We start from the raw sequence: 18,408 nt of genomic DNA on the forward strand, positions 1-18,408 counted from the left end.
TCCTTTATATGGTGATATAAATAATACCGCTAGTTACGTCTACCTCAGTCTCATAGGTCCTTATAAATCCATCATCTGGCTTATGGACTTCGCCATTGGAGAGGTCAATTTTCCAATCATGTAGAGGACAATGCACGGAAGATCCGCATACCATACCCTCCGACAACCGGCCACCCTTGTGAGGACAGCGGTTCTCAACTACCCTCACGGTCCCATCGCTTAGGCGAAATACTGCAACCTCTGTTTCATGGACACGGATCGTACGTGACCCTTTTAAATCAATATCAGATATTAGTCCTACCTGTATTTTCGCCATAACTATGTCTCCTCCTCTCTAACTTAATGTCTCAACACCTGATAACGGTTGGAAATTCTTGCGGAGATCATCATTCTTAATAATCTCTTGCCATGGATCCTTTGTATAACTCCGCGTCTCTTCAATTCGGCTGACAAGATCTCGCCGATCATCTACGCTCTCTAACGCTACTTTAATCGAAGCAAGACCAACTCGTTCGATCCAACTAGCTGTCCGTTCATTCCAATTCGCATTCTCACGGTAATATTGTAGGTAAGCAGCAGTCCACTCTACGACCTCATCCTCCGTCTTCACTGTGCAGAGAAATTCTGATGCCCTTACCTTAACCCCAGCATTTCCACCAACGTAAATCTCCCAACCTCCATCGATTGCAACTACACCTAAATCTTTAACGGTCGCTTCCGCACAATTACGAGGGCATCCAGATACAGCCAGTTTCACTTTCGCAGGCGTATTGATCCGTTCAAAAGCCTTCTCCAAGACAATTCCCATTCCGATTGCATCTTGCGTACCAAAGCGACAGAATGTTGAGCCCACACAGGTCTTCACCGTACGAAGTGCTTTTCCATATCCATGACCAGAACGCATATCAAGCTCTTCCCATACCTTGGGTAAGTCTTCCTTCTTTACACCGAACAGATCTAATCTTTGACCCCCGGTAAACTTCACCAAAGGTACACCGTACTTCTCGGCCACTGTAGCAATTTTCTTAAGTTCAGTTGGTGATGTCACTCCGCCATATATTCGAGGAATAACAGAATACGTACCATCTTTCTGAATATTCGCATGGTACCGTTCGTTGGCAAATCGCGATTCTTTCTCATCGGCATATTCAGCTGGATATAGCATACCTAGATAGTAATTCAGTGCAGGACGACATTTAGAACAACCCTCAGGTTCATGCCACTCTAGTACATTCATGACTTCCATGACACTCATTAAGCGCATTGTCTTTATACTTTCAACAATGTCATCTCGACTAAGGCTTGTACATCCGCAGATCCCCTCTTTTACCGGCTCGCCTATGGTATCGCCTGCATACAAATGTAGCAAAGCTTCCACTTGAGGCTTACAGCCACCACATGAAGCTGTAGCTTTTGTACACATTTTAATCTCCCTGACCGTTGTACAACCATTGCTAATGACCTCTGCAATCGTTCCTTTGGTGACACCATTACAACCACATATGATTTCGTCATCTGACATACTTGCGATCTTACTTAACGCCGACTCTCCTGTTTGGTGGGGCGAATATCCAAGTAATAACTCTTTCTCTCTTCCCGCAATCGACTCTCCACTCTTGATTAAGGAGAATAACGATGCCCCATCCGATGTATCGCCGAATAGAACAGCTCCAATCAATCGATCATCTCGAATAACAATTTTCTTATATACATTATCTATATCATCTTGAAAACGTAATGAGCGCATTTCAGGCCCATCATTGAAATAACCTGCCGAGAATACATCCACACCGGATACCTTCAATTTCGTCGATGTTACCGAACCGACATACCCCGTTGTCTTAACAGCCACCAGTCTCTTCGCCAATACAGCACCTTGTTCATATAACGGAGCTACTAGTCCATATGCAATCCCACGATGCTCTGCGCACTCACCAACTGCATAAATACCTTCTATATTTGTCTCCATGAAATCATTCACAATGATCCCACGCTTAACCATAACCCCTGCTTTCTTAGCCAATTCCACATTAGGTTTAATCCCAACCGCCATGACTACAAGATCGGCCTCTATCTCACTTCCGTCAGTAAATGCCAGCCCTTGTGTGCGACGCTTGCCTACTATGCTAGCTGTATGCTTCTCAAGTAGAAACTTCATCCCTTGTTGTTCCAGATCTCTCTGTAGCATCATCGATGCTGCTTCATCAAGCTGACGATCCATTAAATATTTATTGATGTGAATAACATTGACATCCATTCCTAGATTCAGAAGCCCTCTAGCCGCTTCTAAGCCAAGTAATCCACCGCCAATAACGGCTGCCTTCTTATATGTTTTGGATGACTCCATCATGATCTGACAATCTTTAATATTTCTGAATCCAATAACACCTTCTTTGTTCACTCCCGGAAGCGGAAGCATGAAAGGATTAGATCCCGTCGCTATAATTAATATGTCGTATGCAACCTCAATTCCAGACTCAGAAATCACCCTTTTGTTCACTGGATCAATATTCGTAACTGCATCCCCTGTGTATAACTTAATATTGTTCTCTGTGTACCAAGCCCAGTCATTGATCACAATATCATTCATTTCGGACCCTCCTGCCAGCACCGATGACAACATGATCCGATTATAGTTAGGATGTGGCTCAGCACCAAACACTGTGATTTCATAAGCCTCTGTCGAAAGTTTTAGAACATGTTCAATCGTACGTATTCCCGCCATTCCATTCCCGATTAACACCATTCTTTTCACTTGATTCATAGGTAGTCTCCTCCTTCAAATAACATAAAAAGGCCTGCTGCGCTCAGGGAAAAGAAAACATTCCCCACTAAGCGAAGACAGGCCTCGTTGCCGCTTCTATACGAATACGTCGATGTATTCGTGAAAGACATTCAATTCTTGTTCGTGAGACTAACTATATAAGACATCGCCGTATATGTCAATATACTTAACATAAAACAATAAAAACAAGAAACTACTTATAATACACCTCCATATATGTAATGTTACCTCACATATGGATTGGATTAATCTTTTTAATGAACTTGATAAAATTTAAATTATTATTGCTTTTTTCATTAAAAATTGTGAGAATAAAAAATAAACATCTTCTTTCAAATGGTATTCAAGTTTTTTTATCCATTTCAACCCTATATTCTGTGTTTAACTTAACTGACCTATTATTTTCTTCCAAATCATTACGATGTTAGGTTTACTCCTTGTATTTTTATGATTTATAATTAAATTTCTGTATTTAGGAGGTGTTATCTGCCGTTGAGCTTCTTATTGGTTGTCCAGGATCCGTCTAATACCATCCATACCGACCAGAGTAAGATTCCTTCTCCTCCAGAAGTACAACCAGAAGTTCTACTTGAATCCAATGGTTATCAGATATTCGCAACATCTAAGGTACAGGATATTCAACAAATCATTGAGGAAGTGGATGCTGCTATACTCCACTTACCTATTGGGGATATACAGGGCTGGGAAGCGATCCTTCAACAATGGAAACCCCTTCCTCTTCTATGGTGGTGTGGCTCTGCAGTAGCCACTGCCTCCATCTCTTCTTGTGAAGCCGACGTTACCATTGATGGCATCCTAACACCTAGCATGAGTGAGCAAGAACTTCATTGGGCGCTCCACATCGGTACCAAGCAATTCTATGATCGACATCATTGGCAGAACGAGCGATTACAACTATTATCCCGCCTCGAGGAACGCAAATGGATCGATATGGCTAAGCAGATCCTAAGTGACGTTAACCGAATATCAGAAGCCGAAGCTTATGATATTCTCCGAAAGAGAGCCATGAATGAGCGTAAACGAATGATTGATATTGCCACCTCGATCGTCAAAGCACACCAACAACTAAAAGCTTAGTTACGAAGGAGGGCTTCATAATGATGATAGATATATTAAAAGAAGTGCCATGATCATTGAACATTCTTCACGAGTAAAAATACGCTTCCCGGCTTTATTGGCTAAGGAGCGTATCTATTATTCATCATCTACAATCAGCACTTTACATAGATCACTCAAACATATCCCTCCTATAGACAAACAGGGTGCCTCTGTAGGCACCCTGCGACTTCTCGTTAATGAAATTATTAATCGATTTCTGTTACCTCTTGAGCTTGACGAATAATTTCAATTTTACGAATACGATATTTATCTTTTTGTCGAATAATGAACGTCAAATCTCCATATTGCCACTCAATTCCTTTGGGTAGTTCCGGTTGTCGACTATACAACCAACCTCCGATAGAATCAATATCTTCATGTTCTATGTTCACTCCAAGTAGAAGGTTAATATCGTCAATGGCTGTATTTCCTTCAACTAAATAATGATTCTCATTTAGTGTTTCGATTGGCATGATCTCATCTGTATCGAATTCATCTCGTATCTCACCGACAATTTCCTCTAAAATATCTTCAATCGTAACTAATCCAGCTGTCCCACCATACTCATCTAACAATAAGGCAATGTGTACATGCTGTTCTTGCATCTTTAGAAGAAGTGTCTTTACAGGTAAACTCTCCGGAATGGTTAGCACCGGTTGAATCAGTGACTTTAATTCAAAAGCAGGGTTATTATCGTAATTCAAGAAAAACTTCTTTGTATTTACGAAACCAACAATATCGTCTTTACTCCCCTTAGTAACTAAAAAGCGAGTATATTGTTCTGTTTTAATAATAGCTATATTCTCTTCTAGTGTCTGATTTACATCTAAGCAAATCATATCTGTACGTGGTACCATAACTTCTCTAGCTAACAAATCATCGAAGGCAAAGATCCGGCTAACATAGCCATATTCCGCTTTGTTGATTTTCCCACTTTCATAACTCTCTGTCAGAATAATCTGAATCTCTTCCTCTGAGTGGGCTTCGTCATGTTCACTAGCAGGCATAACTCCGAACATTCTTACAAGCGCGTTCGCTGAACCATTTAATATCCATATAAAAGGATACATCATTTTATTGAATATAATAATGAGGGGTGCTGTAAGGACTGCAATTTGTTCTGCTTTTTGAATCGCTAGAGTCTTTGGTGCAAGTTCACCTAACACAACATGAAGGAATGTTATGAAAACGAATGCAATAATAAAGGAGAGTATATGTCCTGTACTTTCACCAACCCCAAATCGTTGAAACAGCGGGAATAGTATCTTCTCTACAGTCGGCTCACCCAACCATCCAAGACCTAGAGCAGTAATGGTAATACCTAATTGACAAGCTGATAAATAACCATCCAAATTATTAGTAACCTTATGAACAGCCACCGCGTTCTTTTTGCCCTCCATAACCATTTGATCCACTCTACTAGGGCGAAGCTTAATAATAGCGAACTCGGTAGCCACGAAAAAAGCCGTAAGTATAATTAGTAACGCAACCAAAAATAAATTCAGTAACATGTCATGCTCCTTCTTATCTATTAATCAATCTATTCAATAAATACTTCGATACTAATATTGTTCCGACTTTCTCTCTGTCGTATTGTGCCCTTAGTATCACATATTGAATACACTCCTTTCTCCACCACTTCATTTCCAAACTAAGGATATCCAAACTTTAGCAAGTTCCTTTATTCTTTAGATTTGAAATTGTAAGTTGCATACTTTATTATGATACAATGCGTACTTTTTTTCAAATAGTCTGCTGTTTCTTTACAAAATACGTTAATGAGGTGCTTACTGCATTATGAATGATTTCTTCACACTACTGAAATATGCCTTCTTAGGTCTCGTACAAGGAGTTACTGAACCGATCCCAGTGTCTTCCAGCGCTCACGTTATTATCGTTCAAAAGCTTTTCGGATTAGAGATTGCAGGACTAGGATTCGAGGTGCTCGTCAATTTTGCATCACTGTTAGCCATACTACTTATATACAAGAACGATTTAATTCAGTTAGTTAAGCATGCTTGGTTATACCTTAGTGGAAAAGAAGAACAATATAAAAAGGATTTCCACTTTATCATGTATCTTATTATCGCAACCATTCCTGCTGGGTTGATTGGATATCTGTTCAATGACCTCATCTCCGAAGTCTTCAAAGGAATGCTGACGGTTGCCATCGCCCTTCTGATCACAGGAATTGCGCTGTGGTTGATCCGTAATCTACGCGGACGTAAGAATGAGGCTGGACTCAAACTGAAAGATGCTGTCATTATTGGACTTGCTCAGACCGTTGCCTTAATTCCCGGAATTAGCAGATCAGGCGCAACCATTGTAGCTGGTATGGGGCTTGGGCTGAAGCAATCTACTGCACTCAAATTCTCATTCTTCCTATACATCCCTATTAGTGTAGGTAGCATGATTCTTGAAGGTTCAAGCCTTATACGCGACCCAGAGATTGGAACACTAGCTCTTCCTTATTCGCTGGCTTTCATATGTTCACTTGTTGCCTCCTACTTCTCCATGAAATGGTTCATGGGAATTATGGAACGAGGTCAACTCAAATACTTCTCTTGGTACTGTTTCCTACTGAGTGCATTTATATTATTATTCTTACTATAAAATGAATAGTACACAAGCTATCATAGTGGGTGGGACACGTTTTTAAAGGCGGAACGTAAACTTTTCGCTCCATATCCATTCCCTTCTCTTGTTCTATTACGAGGGTTCTGTTACTTCCAGATTTATGGATAATCGATCCGGTTAGTATGTTAAAAAGCGCTACTAGATTAAAGATTAATCTAGTAGCGCTTTTTCTTGTTCTCGTTGCAATCCCGCGTATTTTAATGCTTGGAGACAAGCTCCTTCAGGTCTGATATCAGTTGATCCAGCTTTCCGTAGTCTTTCACAATCGCACTTATTTTGTCATCCTGCATTTCCATGCTTCCATACATTTCTTCCACTGCTGCCATGTTCTGTTGCGTAGTAGCAGCAATATTAGACATATCATCCGTTATGCTTATCTGACGATTATGAAGGCGACTCGCAGATTGATCGATCATGTTGGAATGCTCCTTCACTTGATCACTATTTTCATTAATACGCTGAATTAGTTGTTGTACCTCTTGCGACACCTCACTACTTGATGTCACAACCGTCTGTCCCTGCTTCACTTGAAGATCGACTGCGCTTATTTGCTCGCGTACACTATGGAGAATGCCATCGATTTCATTCGCTGCTGTACTAGACCTGTCTGCCAGCTTGCGTACCTCTCCCGACACAACTGCGAACCCTTTACCATGTTCTCCAGCACGTGCAGCTTCAATAGCCGCATTAAGCGCAAGTAGATTGGTCTGTTCAGAGATTTCGCTAATTGTAGCTACAATGGAGCTAATGCGATCATTCTCCATATTCAGATGCCTCATGTTCTCCACTGTATGTTCGATGATTTGTCGTACACTTTCTACTTCTGCCGATAAGACCTGCATCTGCGTACTACTCTGCCCTGTCAAATCCGCATTATCCGTAGAATATTGTTGTAATTGCGTCGTTCCCTCCAGTAATCCCTTCACATCTTCTTCCATGGTTTGGGTCGACTCGCTTACATTCATAACATTCCCCGTCTGCTTCTCAATGGCTACTGCCATTTCAGAGAAGGTCAAGGTTACCTCTTTGGATATGCGACCGGTAACGTGAACATTCTCCTTCTGTCTATCACTGAACTCGTTCAGCATCAGAATGGAATCTTTAAGCTTATCCAGTAGTGCGTCTGCCTTATTCTTAGCCGTAAGTGTCTCCTGTTGCTCAGCTATTACCTGCTTCTGCAAAGTTAGACTAAATCTAGCTGAGAAAGCAAGTGCAGCCGTAGCGAATGCAATATACATGAAAATATAGATTAAGGAATCGTCCGGAAATAGCCGCTCTTTGAATGAAGGCGTTAAGAATAGATATGTACTTACACCTACCCCTAGAATACCTGTAAATATAATAGGCTTATAATCTTGATATAACGTCATTACTGCCAAATTAACATAAATCAAAAAATATGTACTAATAATAGGATTGGGATCTGAAACGATTAAAAAGAGTACGATTAAGGTAAATATAGAAGCTACAAAATACTTGATATATGTGACCCCAATACGACGGTAAGTCATAAATGTTGCCCAAGCACATGCAACTCCCCCTAGACATGCAAGCGTAAGAATCATTTGCATTTTAAGCCCAATAGCGAGATCCGTAATGATGCCAAGCACCAGCATCCCCCATGAAATTTTAATGAACAATCGATTACGTTTATCCAGTTCTGTAAGATTCGTCGTTTCCATAGTTATCCTTTCCATTGCTGTAATAGTGTATTAGAACATCATGTTGTTTGCTTCATACGACTACTCTCTTCTGAGTTTGTTAACCATGGATATTGTTCCTTATTGTTACATACCTCCTCTAAATCGATAATAACCGGAACAACATGATCACCCTTATAGAACACTTTGTCCCCAATCTTTTCGAAGGGTACCTGAAACGTAATACGGAGTGCTCGCAGAAACACAGGTTCCAATAATGCCACATAATAACGCAACTGATTGTTCTCCCCATACTGAACAGCCGCTGACAATAAATCTGCGATAAAATTTCCTCGATATGATTTGAGAACCGCCATTTTATCAATTTCAGCTACTGCGCCTTCTGCCTGTATCAATTTCGGATGGGTAGCAAACGGAGCAGCCTCATTGATCATACTTTCATGGATACTGTACGGCTTAATTTCAGAGGTACCCACATAGTCTCCATCGCTCGTAACGATCACGAATCTTTCCAGAACCTGTTCTGAAAACTCCAGTTCAAACCCTTTCTCTAACCAGACTGTTGTCCAAATGGTATGATACCGTGCTAACTCCAATTCGTTCTCGACACGTTTGAACATCATTTCTACTCCCTTTTCTCCTTTTTTCTCTATCTAGAATCTACGGGAATTTCTAATGCGCAAATAGATAGGTCTATACTCATATCGGAATAACATGTAAAAAAATGTAGGTTACATCATCTATAACTCTACCGATGTACTCATTTCGGACCAAGCTGCCTGCCCGATAAGTCCAATACGCCAGATCGCAATCCCTTTTAGACCGTAGCGTTTAGCAAGTCCAACTTTGGTGTTTACAGAGTTTTCATTTTCACTACCCATGGATATTCCGAGAATCAACTTATCCTTGTCTACTTCTTTTAGAGCCAACGTAATGGCTTCATCCACCTTTCCAAGTGGCTCTGGGCTTTTCTCCTGTTCATAAGCATACGCCATAATAATTACGTCGTCGGACAGGCTTGCCAATGTAGTATAGTCATATCCCGTATAAGCACTATTCAACGGATGAAGAACGACAGTAAGTTTAAGACTAGCTTGATGTGCCTTGATAGATAGATTCTTGATAAATGCATTGTAGTCTGCACGCGCTTTGGCCTTATCACCGCTCCAACCCAGACCCTCCAGGTCGAGTACAATTCCTTTAAATCCTTTTTGTGTTGCGGTATCTACGATCCCAGATATCGTCTGTTCTTGGAGCAACTTATCTTCTAAGTTCTTCGTGAGTTCAAGGTTCCCATCAACCGCGTACACCATCAGATAAGGTGCTGTACCTTGGCCTTCCGCTTCTTGAATGATCCATTCTGGGGTAATCTCTCCAGCAGGCTTCGGCCATCTGTATTCCTTACCTTCCGTAGTAAATTGACCGTTCGTATCAATCCGACTCCAGCCGAATGCAACCGAATCGAAGGATGGGATCAAGGACCGTTCGTCAAAAGAAGACAAAGCATAAAACCCCATCGTATATATATCTTCCCGCGGGGATGTAATGGAAACTGTCTTCGTCCCTTGATTCCACGCGACAGACGCCCCAAATTGCTGACTGAAGAAGCTCAGCGGAATCACCGTGCTCCCGCTGAGCGTTTGCACAGCAGCCGCTAACTTAACAGTGACACCGTCAACGACAGCATTCGTACTACCCATCGTAAGGACTACTTGCTTAGTCCCCGCTAGTCCCTGCTTAGATGCCGTAATTTGCTGTGTTGCCTGATCCCAGTTCACTGTAACTCCAAGGGCCTCAGATATCGCCCGAAACGGTACTAGAGTTGTCCCATTCATAACTTTAGGTTGTACCGGAAATGGAAGCGGGTATCCGTCCAGCACAATACTAACTCCGCCAACTTCCGCTGCCTGAGTCGTATTGCTATCCATTACAACCGTTCCACCCATGACGATCATGTAGCACAGTAATAATTGAGCAAATCGTTTCATCTTGTCTCTCCTATTCTATGAATATATTAATATGATAACTGCATGTAACAACTAATACCTCTATTATTTTACCAAAAAATGATAGTTTGTGCGAATATATGATGATTCTACAAATGCAAAAAAGGGTAGTTCGTTGAACTACCCCTGTTGCCTCTATAATATGTTGTTATTCATCGCATCAACGCCCTCATCCTATACTTTCATGATTGCGTAGGCGAGCTTTCACGATACCATTTATTTTTTCAGATGAAAGAAGTAATAACACAATATAAGCCCCAACGAAAAACGGGAAAATGCCTATCGTAGTCTTAGCGGCTAGCAAGCCTAGAAGTGGCGGAAAAAGGGTACTTCCTGTATAGGCCGCGGCTATTTGATAGCCCATAATTTTCTGAGAATGCTTCTGCCCATATCGAGCTGGCGTCTCATGGATTAAACACGGGAATATCGGCGCACATCCTAAGCCCACCATAATAAAACCAAAAAGAGAGAATATGTTAGGAAATGGTAATATCAACAGTAGCGCCCCGAACAGTGCCAACAATACCCCACCTCGAATAAGCGTACGATTACTGACTTTAAACGTAATAAACCCGGTTACTAACCTGCCGACTGTTATTCCAGCGTAATACATCGATACCCATTGCGCGGCAACCGATGCAGGTAGTTCTTTTACGTTAACAAGAAAACTACTCCCCCATAAGCCCATCGTTGCTTCGACTCCGCAGTATAGCAAGAATGATACCAGCGCTAGTTTTACACCTTTAATTTGCAAGGGTCTGAGTGTCTTCTCATGTTCAAAATGAAGATCATTCTTCTCTATCTGATCTCCATCTACATGGTTCTGACTACTCGTAGCAACTCGTTTCCACAAAGGTAGCGTTAAGAACAATAGCACAACCAATGTGATTTGAATCCAAAAAACGGCAGTATAACCGTTTCTCCAAGAATTATCTTTCGCAATATACTGAGACATAATAATTGGCCCCAATGTTGCTCCAACGCCCCAGAAGCAATGTAGCCAACTCATATGATGCGCTTTGTAGTGTATCGCCACATAACTATTTAATCCCGAATCTACGGCACCTGCCCCCAGCCCAAGTGGCACAGCAAAGAGAAGTAGCCAGATGATAGATGGAGAATAAGAGAATCCTATTAGAGCTCCTGCCGTCATCATGCAGCTAATCAATGTTACTTTCCCAGTACCCAGCCGTTCAATGATCGTTCCACTAAATAAACTTGAAACGATCGTACCTCCTGATATAACCATCGCAATTAAGCCAGCCGTTTCAAATGAAGCACCATAGTCGGATTGCATAATCGGCCAAGCGGATCCCAACATTGAATCGGGTAAACCCAAACTAATAAAAGCTAAATATATAATAATTAAAAAAAATGTTGCCATGCTCTAGATTCCACCTCTCTGACAATTCAAAGTACCATGTGATTTTGGTGGAGTCAATACAAATAAACCCTGATAGACCACGACTTCTGATCATATCAGGGACTTTACCTATGCTAGATGTCCATCCTTCAAGTTGTAAGAGCTTTGTATTCAGATCGAAGTTGGCTGTGAATTCAGGAGATTGTTCTTGTGGATCTCTTCCCCCCTTTGGTATAGGTCAATCCAAAAGAATTTTTTTTACTTGTATGTGGCTTTTTATGCCCCTCCGGTGTCTAATTAAATGTAAGGTCAAGAGGAGGTTCTTACAATGTCTGGAGCTCATGACAAAAGCCCTGTTTATCCGGATAAACAGGAGATTATAAAAAACTTTGAAATTACCTATGATCAATATCGCAAAAGAATCCGTAAATATTTCTCTTTGAAAGTAAATCCTATGGTTGCAGATGATTTAACTCAACAAGTTTTCTTAAAGGCAATAGAAAACATCCATACTTTTAAAGGAAATTCCAGTTTATTCACTTGGATTTTCAAAATCGCTCAAAATATAGCGAAAAATGAATTTCGAAGTTTATCACGAAAGAGAGAAATCCCATATGACTTTACAGATTACGAATCACAGTCTATCTCTCTTGATTTTGCTAAGTATATTGAAATCCGTATAGATATTAGTTCAGCATTAAAAAAGCTAAATGTGCTAGACCAACAGATTATTTCATTACGTTTTTTTGTTGACTGTACCTTATTGGAAATCTCCAAGATCGTTGAAATGCGTGAGAGTGCAGTAAAGAACAGATTGTATCGATCATTAGAGAAATTAAGAAGAGAATTAAAAGAATGGGGTGACATTGCCATAATGTCTATTCAAGATATGATATCAATTGTAAATAAAAGTGAAACAAATGAGATGACTGATAGTTTGAAGAAGGTTCATCAAGACTTATTTAATGAGCTTAAGAGTAATGTTGAAACAATTTCATTGAAATATAAACACCAGCCATCCAGAAAAATTATCATTGAAATTTATCCAGATCTTCCGACCTTCCATCAAGCTGTGGGAGAGGAGAATGCTCCCAATTGGTTCATGGGTACTTTTGAGGAGAATTATTTAAAAATTGTTTCTCCTTTGGATCCCGGTCCAGAGCATACGTATCAATCGATTCTTAGATCCACCGTACACTTATTCACAATGTGGTTAATCACTGACATTAATCCACTTGCTCCAAAATGGGTGCGTCAGGGTATTGGTGGATATGAGTCAAAAGGAATGAGCGAAGAATTCATAAGGAACAGTACCTTAGATCCCATTCATAGTCTTGTTATCCCGTCTTTTCAAGAGTTAGATAATGATACTTGGGATTTTGAAACGATGAAAGGATTTCAATTTTCTTATTTAATTGTCGAGTTCATTATTGATAAATATGGAGTAAATGCATTAAATAAAGTGATTAGACATCCCAATGGTTTTAATGAGATTTTTCAATGTTCTGAGTCAGAGTTCCATGAGCAATGGGTTGAGTATGTAAGAAATAAATAGTAATGTTTCTAGCCTTTTAAGCCCGGTTATATTATAACCCGGGCTTTTATTCTGTTATCCTTCTTATGAAGAAGGAAAGGCAACAAATATTGTGAAAGGACGCAGAAAAAAATATAAAGGCACTCCTTCGCAAGGAGTGCCTTTGTATCGTTCAATGAATGAATTATTCCATAGTGATCACACTTACTTGTTACTTGTTATCGTCCATCCATTGGAAATGGAAGCTTCCCTCTTGATCAAGACGTTGGAACGTATGTGCTCCGAAATAATCTCTTTGTGCTTGCAGTAAATTAGCTGGCAGTCTCTCTGATCGATAGCTGTCATAATAGGCTAATGCCGAAGAAAAAGCAGGAACTGGGATTCCTCTAGTAATACCAATCGCTATGACTTTTCTCCAAGCTTCTTGATATTTTTCAACGATCTGATTGAAATATTCGTCCAAAAGTAAATTGTTCAGATCCGGATTCCGATCATAGGCATCCTTAATATTTTGCAGGAATCTTGCACGGATAATACATCCTCCGCGGAATATCATTGCGATGCGACCATAGTTCAAATCCCAATTGTACTCGTCAGAAGCGGCTCTCATTTGCGCAAATCCTTGGGCATAGGAAGCTATTTTACTCGTATACAACGCTTGGCGAACAGCCTCAATGAATTCTTTAGGATCACCATCATAGCTAGATACCGTAGGACCACTCAGAATCTTGCTTGCTGCTACACGTTCTTCTTTCATCGCGGAGATAAACCGTGCAAACACGGACTCCGTAATGATGGACAATGGAACGCCTAAATCCAATGAGCTTTGGCTAGTCCATTTACCAGTTCCTTTTTGCCCTGCCGAATCAAGAATAACATCCACCATCGGTTTTCCTGTATCTGGATCGATCTTCTTGAAAATATCAGCTGTGATCTCGATCAAATAGCTATCTAGCTCACCTTTGTTCCATTCTGTGAAAATGTCATGTAGCTCACTTGTACTTAAATTCAATACATCTTTGAGAAGATGGTAAGCTTCACCGATGAGTTGCATATCGCCGTATTCGATGCCGTTATGCACCATTTTGACATAATGACCCGCACCATCTTCTCCAATATACGTTGAACAAGGATCGCCATCCACCTTAGCCGAAATAGCTGTCAGAATCGGCTCTACTAGTTCATACGCATCTTTTTGCCCACCTGGCATAATGGCAGGTCCTTTCAACGCTCCCTCTTCTCCTCCAGAAACACCTGCACCGATGAAGCGGAATCCTTGAGCCTGAAGATCTTTATTTCTACGTTGTGTATCAGGGAAATAGGCGTTTCCACCGTCAATCAGAATATCCCCTTGATCTAGGAAAGGCACAAGCTGATTAATCGTATCATCCGTCGGTTGACCCGCTTTAACCATGATAAGAATTTTACGTGGCTTCTCTAGAGATTGAACGAATTCTTCTACATTGTACGTACCGACGAAATCTTTCCCTTGCGCTTCCACTAATAGTTCTTTTGTTTTCTCAGGTGAACGGTTATACACTGCAACCGAGAACCCTTTGCTCTCGATATTCATAGCTAGGTTTTTCCCCATAACAGCTAAACCAACTACACCAATTTGTTGCTTCTTCATTATGATTGACTCCCCTTTAACCTTCTTTATCGTACAATATAACTTAAACCTCTGCTGTCTTCTTCCAATCGGCAGCGAATTTCTCCATGCCTTGATCCGTAAGAGGATGCTTGGAAATTTGCTCGATGACTGAGAAAGGAATGGTTGCGATATGCGCACCTGCCATGGCTACACGTGTCACATGATCAGGATGACGGACAGATGCCGCGATGATTTGTGCATCTAGGTTATGTGTACGGAACAATTCAGCGATCTTTGCTACGAGTAGAACGCCATCTTCCGAAATATCATCCAAACGACCGAGGAATGGAGATACATAAGTCGCTCCAGCACGAGCTGCCAGTAGTGCTTGGTTCACGGAGAAGATCAGTGTTACGTTTGTCTTAACACCTTTCTTCGTAAGATAACGGCATGCTTCTAATCCTGCCAACGTCATCGGAAGCTTAATAGTGATGTTCTTATCATTGTTATTAATTTTAATCAGTTCATTCGCTTGTGCGATCATCTCTTCAGCCGTTTCTGCATCAGGTGTCACTTCAGCCGAAACCGATTCAACCTCAGGTACTTCACGAAGAATCTCTGCGATACGATCTTCAAATTTCACGCCTTCTTTAGCAACCAGTGATGGGTTTGTCGTAACCCCAGACAAAACACCAATTTTATAAGCCTTCTTAATATCCACCAAGTTTGCAGTATCGATAAAAAATTTCATTATAATGACCTCCGTTTTTAATTTAAGTAAGTGTTCAAAAAGTCAGTTTTTCAGCACCGAGAAGATTGAATGAAGATAGGGAGTGAGGAGCGGAGCGTAGGCAATACCTACGTGAGCACCGGAAGGACCGGCTGAATTCAATATTCGATGTCGAATACGCCCCCTGTTATACTTCGTGATCAAAAGATGACTTTTTGAACTACCTCTTTATTAGTTATATTTTAAATTACACCATAACTTCTGCTCTTATCTCTGCCGTCTTATGATTATCGAACCACCAATGATAGCCGTCCTGCTTCAACAACTCATCAGACTCCGCAGGACCATAGGTACCGGCTTCATAGAGATGAAGTGGTACTATGTCCTCTTCATATGCCTCTAAGATAGGTTGAACCCATTGCCAAGACAATTCAACTTCATCCCAATGTGCGAAGAACGTAGAATCTCCGTGCAAAGCATCAAAGATCAAATTCTCGTAAGCTTCCGGCACATTCTCTTGACTCTCATGAAAATTAATATTTAATGGCTTGAACTCCCCTTTATGCAGAGGATCTCTTGAATTTAATTGAAGTAAAATACCTTCATTGGGACTGATCTCAAATACGAGAAGATTAGGCATTGTATTATCTTCGTTTGCACCGGCCTGCTTCAATGGTTCTTTGAACTCGATCACGATTCGCGTCGATTTGTCCTTCATTCTTTTTCCTGTGCGGATATAGAAAGGAACACCCCGCCAAAAATAATCGTCAATTTGCAGCTTGGCTGCGATAAATGTATCGTTTCTTGAGGTTGCGGCAATGTTAGGTTCGGATGTATAACCGACTACCGATTTCCCTTGGATCGTTCCTGCTCCGTACTGCCCGCGGACAACATGGGATCCAACATCCTCTTTTGGTAACACCTCCAGGGAATCCATCACCATTTTCTTGTTGTTTCGAACATTGTCACTACTATTATTCGGGAGGTGGATCGTCAGCATCATGAGCAATTGCAGCATATGATTCTGGAACATGTCTCTTACAGCACCAACTTGATCGTAATAGCCCGCTCTTTCTTCAACACCAACGATTTCATTCGCCGTTATTTGAACGTTAGCAATGTAACGATTGTCCCATAATGCCTTAAGAACCGGATTACTTCTCTGTAGAACTTCAAGTTTCTGGACCATCGGCTTGCCGAGATAATGATCGATTCGAAATATCTCATCTTCTGTAAAAGCTTTGCTCAGATTGTGATTCAACTCCCGAGCAGACTGTAAATCATGGCCAAAAGGCTTCTCAATCACCAGACGCTTCCAGCCATTCGCGGAACCAAGTCCACTTTCATGGATGTTCGCTGCAATAGTTTCGAAAAATTCAGGTCCTACGGACAAATAAAACATCCGATTCGGCACCATCCGAAGCTCTTCTTCTTGCTGCTCGATCATCTGTAGCAGTTTCTGATAATCTTCTTTATGACTTACATTGAGTACACTATAGCGAAATGCACTTAAGAATTTTTTCAATAATACGGGATCTTTCGCTTCTCGTCTGGAGAACATATCGAGAGATTGCTCGACATTAGCTTGAAAGGTTTGATCGGATAATTCCCTTCTTCCAAGACCGATTACGGAGAAGGATTGAGGTAACTTCTGATCGACAAACAAATTATACAAAGCAGGATAAATCTTTCTCTTCGCTAGATCTCCTGTCGCTCCAAATAAGACAAACGTGGTAGCCTCCATTTTACTTCTCCTTCCAGCAGGGCTTCTATGTCAGCACTGGTTTCTATTTCTTCAATCTACTATAATACAGATATCACCTATACAGGTAATCAATATATCTTACAGGAGCTATAGACCATGTCTATGATAAACTACGAATTATATAAAGTTTTCTATTGGGCTGCGAAGACAGGAAGCTTGTCCAAGGCCGCCAAAGTATTGTTTATCACCCAGCCAAGCGTCAGTCATGCTATCAAGCAGCTGGAGGAAAGTTTCGGCCTGACCTTGTTTTACCGGAACTCCAAAGGAGTTACCCTAACACAAGAAGGCACCACCCTTTATTCTTACATCGAGAAGTCTCAGATCTTAATCTCCTTGGCAGAAGAAAAGATGGCGGCACTTAAAAATCTGGACAGCGGCGAGCTGCGGATCGGCGGTAGCGATTCGTTGTTCAAGCACTATATGCTTCCTTATCTGGAAAACTTCCATCGGAAGTATCCCAACATCAAATTGCATCTGAATCATGGGACAACACCAGAAACGATCGCATTCTTGAAAGAAGGAAAAATCGATTTAGGCGTCGTTCGGTTGCCCATCGTCGATTCCCAGATTAAAGTGATGGAGGGAATCCAGCTACAGGATTGCTTTGTTGCAGGACCTCTCTATTCCGAACTTAAGGGAAAAACACTCTCACTCGACCTACTACTTCAATACCCGATCATCCTATTCTCCCGTAATAGTCGGGTGCGGATGGCCATAACGGAACTATTTCATAGCTACGGTTATGAAATCAAACCTGAGATTGAGGTGGGCAGCGTGGATCTTCTCATCGAGTTCGCGCGGAAAGGCCTAGGAATCTCTTACGTCACGAAAGAATTCATCTCCAAGGAACTAGAAGAGGGATCCCTCTTTGAAATTCAACTAGATATCAAGATGCCACCTTCCCAAGTGGGGTTCATGATTATGCGCAACATGCCACTTTCCAATGCAGCCAGCAAGTTTATTGAGCTGGTGAAATAGCACCCAGCTTTAATTGCAGATTTGTTCTCTAAATCCACGGCAACCTTTCTAACGGAAGCCACAGACCTTATTCCACGAAAAAACACCTATATGAAATTCTAACGGAAATACAGACCTCAATATGCACAATAACAGCTCAAATCCGAAGGTAGAAGCCAAATAAGGTCGCTCACTTCCGTCAGAATTCCAAAAGTGACGATTTAAGCAAATAAGGGCTGCCATTTCCTTTAAAAAATCCG

General features: G+C 41.1%; 14 protein-coding genes. 4 read left to right on the forward strand and 10 right to left on the reverse strand.

The annotated features are described in order from the left end of the window. Positions 1 to 4 precede the first annotated feature (4 nt). Both nirD and nirB read right to left on the reverse strand, forming a co-directional pair. Entirely contained in the window at positions 5 to 316 is a 312-nt protein-coding gene (gene nirD, locus AC1TO9_RS12870) for a nitrite reductase small subunit NirD (RefSeq protein WP_482056086.1), read from the reverse strand. Positions 317 to 334: 18 nt separating this feature from the next. Beyond that, the gene (nirB, locus tag AC1TO9_RS12875; RefSeq protein ID WP_482059355.1) at positions 335 to 2,764 is read right to left on the reverse strand and encodes a nitrite reductase large subunit NirB; all 2,430 of its coding nucleotides are present in this window, start codon (positions 2,762 to 2,764) and stop codon (positions 335 to 337) included. A 513-nt stretch (positions 2,765 to 3,277) separates the two neighbouring features. Here nirB and AC1TO9_RS12880 point away from each other — a divergent pair. Beyond that, positions 3,278 to 3,883: an ANTAR domain-containing response regulator gene (locus tag AC1TO9_RS12880; protein ID WP_482056084.1), complete on the forward strand. Its 606-nt coding sequence runs from the start codon at positions 3,278 to 3,280 to the stop codon at positions 3,881 to 3,883. A gap of 227 nt (positions 3,884 to 4,110) precedes the next feature. Here AC1TO9_RS12880 and AC1TO9_RS12885 read toward each other — a convergent pair whose 3' ends face one another. Further along, on the reverse strand, positions 4,111 to 5,415 hold the full coding sequence (locus AC1TO9_RS12885; protein WP_482059356.1) for a hemolysin family protein: 1,305 nt from the start codon (positions 5,413 to 5,415) through the stop codon (positions 4,111 to 4,113). 286 nt (positions 5,416 to 5,701) lie between these two features. Here AC1TO9_RS12885 and AC1TO9_RS12890 point away from each other — a divergent pair, with 286 nt between their 5' ends. Next, positions 5,702 to 6,517 carry an undecaprenyl-diphosphate phosphatase gene (locus AC1TO9_RS12890; protein ID WP_482056082.1) on the forward strand — a complete coding sequence of 272 codons (816 nt, stop codon included), beginning with the start codon at positions 5,702 to 5,704 and terminating at the stop codon, positions 6,515 to 6,517. A gap of 221 nt (positions 6,518 to 6,738) precedes the next feature. Here the strand turns inward: AC1TO9_RS12890 and AC1TO9_RS12895 are convergent, their stop codons facing one another. The 4 genes from AC1TO9_RS12895 to AC1TO9_RS12910 form a co-directional block, all read right to left on the reverse strand. Then, entirely contained in the window at positions 6,739 to 8,238 is a 1,500-nt protein-coding gene (locus AC1TO9_RS12895) for a methyl-accepting chemotaxis protein (protein ID WP_482059357.1), read from the reverse strand. A 23-nt stretch (positions 8,239 to 8,261) separates the two neighbouring features. Continuing rightward, positions 8,262 to 8,825, reverse strand: a complete 564-nt coding sequence (locus tag AC1TO9_RS12900) for a GNAT family N-acetyltransferase (RefSeq protein WP_482056080.1) — start codon at positions 8,823 to 8,825, stop codon at positions 8,262 to 8,264. A gap of 117 nt (positions 8,826 to 8,942) precedes the next feature. Continuing rightward, positions 8,943 to 10,157 (reverse strand): stalk domain-containing protein, encoded by a 1,215-nt coding sequence (locus AC1TO9_RS12905; protein WP_482056255.1) that lies wholly within the window; start codon positions 10,155 to 10,157, stop codon positions 8,943 to 8,945. Positions 10,158 to 10,377: 220 nt separating this feature from the next. After that, positions 10,378 to 11,592, reverse strand: coding sequence for an MFS transporter (locus tag AC1TO9_RS12910; RefSeq protein WP_482059358.1), 1,215 nt, complete (start codon positions 11,590 to 11,592; stop codon positions 10,378 to 10,380). 307 nt (positions 11,593 to 11,899) lie between these two features. Between AC1TO9_RS12910 and AC1TO9_RS12915 the strand changes: the two genes are divergently transcribed. Continuing rightward, entirely contained in the window at positions 11,900 to 13,126 is a 1,227-nt protein-coding gene (locus tag AC1TO9_RS12915; RefSeq protein WP_482056078.1) for an RNA polymerase sigma factor, read from the forward strand. 190 nt (positions 13,127 to 13,316) lie between these two features. Here AC1TO9_RS12915 and gndA read toward each other — a convergent pair whose 3' ends face one another. The 3 genes from gndA to zwf form a co-directional block, all read right to left on the reverse strand. Beyond that, entirely contained in the window at positions 13,317 to 14,735 is a 1,419-nt protein-coding gene (gene gndA, locus AC1TO9_RS12920; protein WP_482056077.1) for an NADP-dependent phosphogluconate dehydrogenase, read from the reverse strand. Positions 14,736 to 14,778: 43 nt separating this feature from the next. Beyond that, complete coding sequence (gene fsa / locus AC1TO9_RS12925; protein WP_482056076.1) at positions 14,779 to 15,447, reverse strand: fructose-6-phosphate aldolase; 669 nt, start codon at positions 15,445 to 15,447, stop codon at positions 14,779 to 14,781. 226 nt (positions 15,448 to 15,673) lie between these two features. After that, on the reverse strand, positions 15,674 to 17,170 hold the full coding sequence (zwf, locus tag AC1TO9_RS12930) for a glucose-6-phosphate dehydrogenase (RefSeq protein ID WP_482056075.1): 1,497 nt from the start codon (positions 17,168 to 17,170) through the stop codon (positions 15,674 to 15,676). 117 nt (positions 17,171 to 17,287) lie between these two features. On the opposite strand from zwf, the gene AC1TO9_RS12935 reads away from it, so the two are divergent. Continuing rightward, on the forward strand, positions 17,288 to 18,169 hold the full coding sequence (locus AC1TO9_RS12935) for a LysR family transcriptional regulator (RefSeq protein WP_482056074.1): 882 nt from the start codon (positions 17,288 to 17,290) through the stop codon (positions 18,167 to 18,169). The last annotated feature ends 239 nt before the right edge of the window (positions 18,170 to 18,408 follow it).

This window comes from Paenibacillus sp. Y916, assembly GCF_056786435.1.

Coding starts and splice junctions, on each gene's coding strand:
- AC1TO9_RS12915 (WP_482056078.1), top strand. CDS start 11,900: ATGTCTGGAGCTCATGACAAAAGCCCTGTTTATCCGGATAAACAGGAG.
- AC1TO9_RS12910 (WP_482059358.1), bottom strand. CDS start 11,592: ATGGCAACATTTTTTTTAATTATTATATATTTAGCTTTTATTAGTTTG.
- zwf (WP_482056075.1), bottom strand. CDS start 17,170: ATGGAGGCTACCACGTTTGTCTTATTTGGAGCGACAGGAGATCTAGCG.
- AC1TO9_RS12890 (WP_482056082.1), top strand. CDS start 5,702: ATGAATGATTTCTTCACACTACTGAAATATGCCTTCTTAGGTCTCGTA.
- AC1TO9_RS12935 (WP_482056074.1), top strand. CDS start 17,288: ATGTCTATGATAAACTACGAATTATATAAAGTTTTCTATTGGGCTGCG.
- AC1TO9_RS12900 (WP_482056080.1), bottom strand. CDS start 8,825: ATGATGTTCAAACGTGTCGAGAACGAATTGGAGTTAGCACGGTATCAT.
- AC1TO9_RS12895 (WP_482059357.1), bottom strand. CDS start 8,238: ATGGAAAGGATAACTATGGAAACGACGAATCTTACAGAACTGGATAAA.
- fsa (WP_482056076.1), bottom strand. CDS start 15,447: ATGAAATTTTTTATCGATACTGCAAACTTGGTGGATATTAAGAAGGCT.
- AC1TO9_RS12885 (WP_482059356.1), bottom strand. CDS start 5,415: ATGTTACTGAATTTATTTTTGGTTGCGTTACTAATTATACTTACGGCT.
- nirD (WP_482056086.1), bottom strand. CDS start 316: ATGGCGAAAATACAGGTAGGACTAATATCTGATATTGATTTAAAAGGG.
- AC1TO9_RS12905 (WP_482056255.1), bottom strand. CDS start 10,157: ATGATCGTCATGGGTGGAACGGTTGTAATGGATAGCAATACGACTCAG.
- gndA (WP_482056077.1), bottom strand. CDS start 14,735: ATGAAGAAGCAACAAATTGGTGTAGTTGGTTTAGCTGTTATGGGGAAA.
- nirB (WP_482059355.1), bottom strand. CDS start 2,764: ATGAATCAAGTGAAAAGAATGGTGTTAATCGGGAATGGAATGGCGGGA.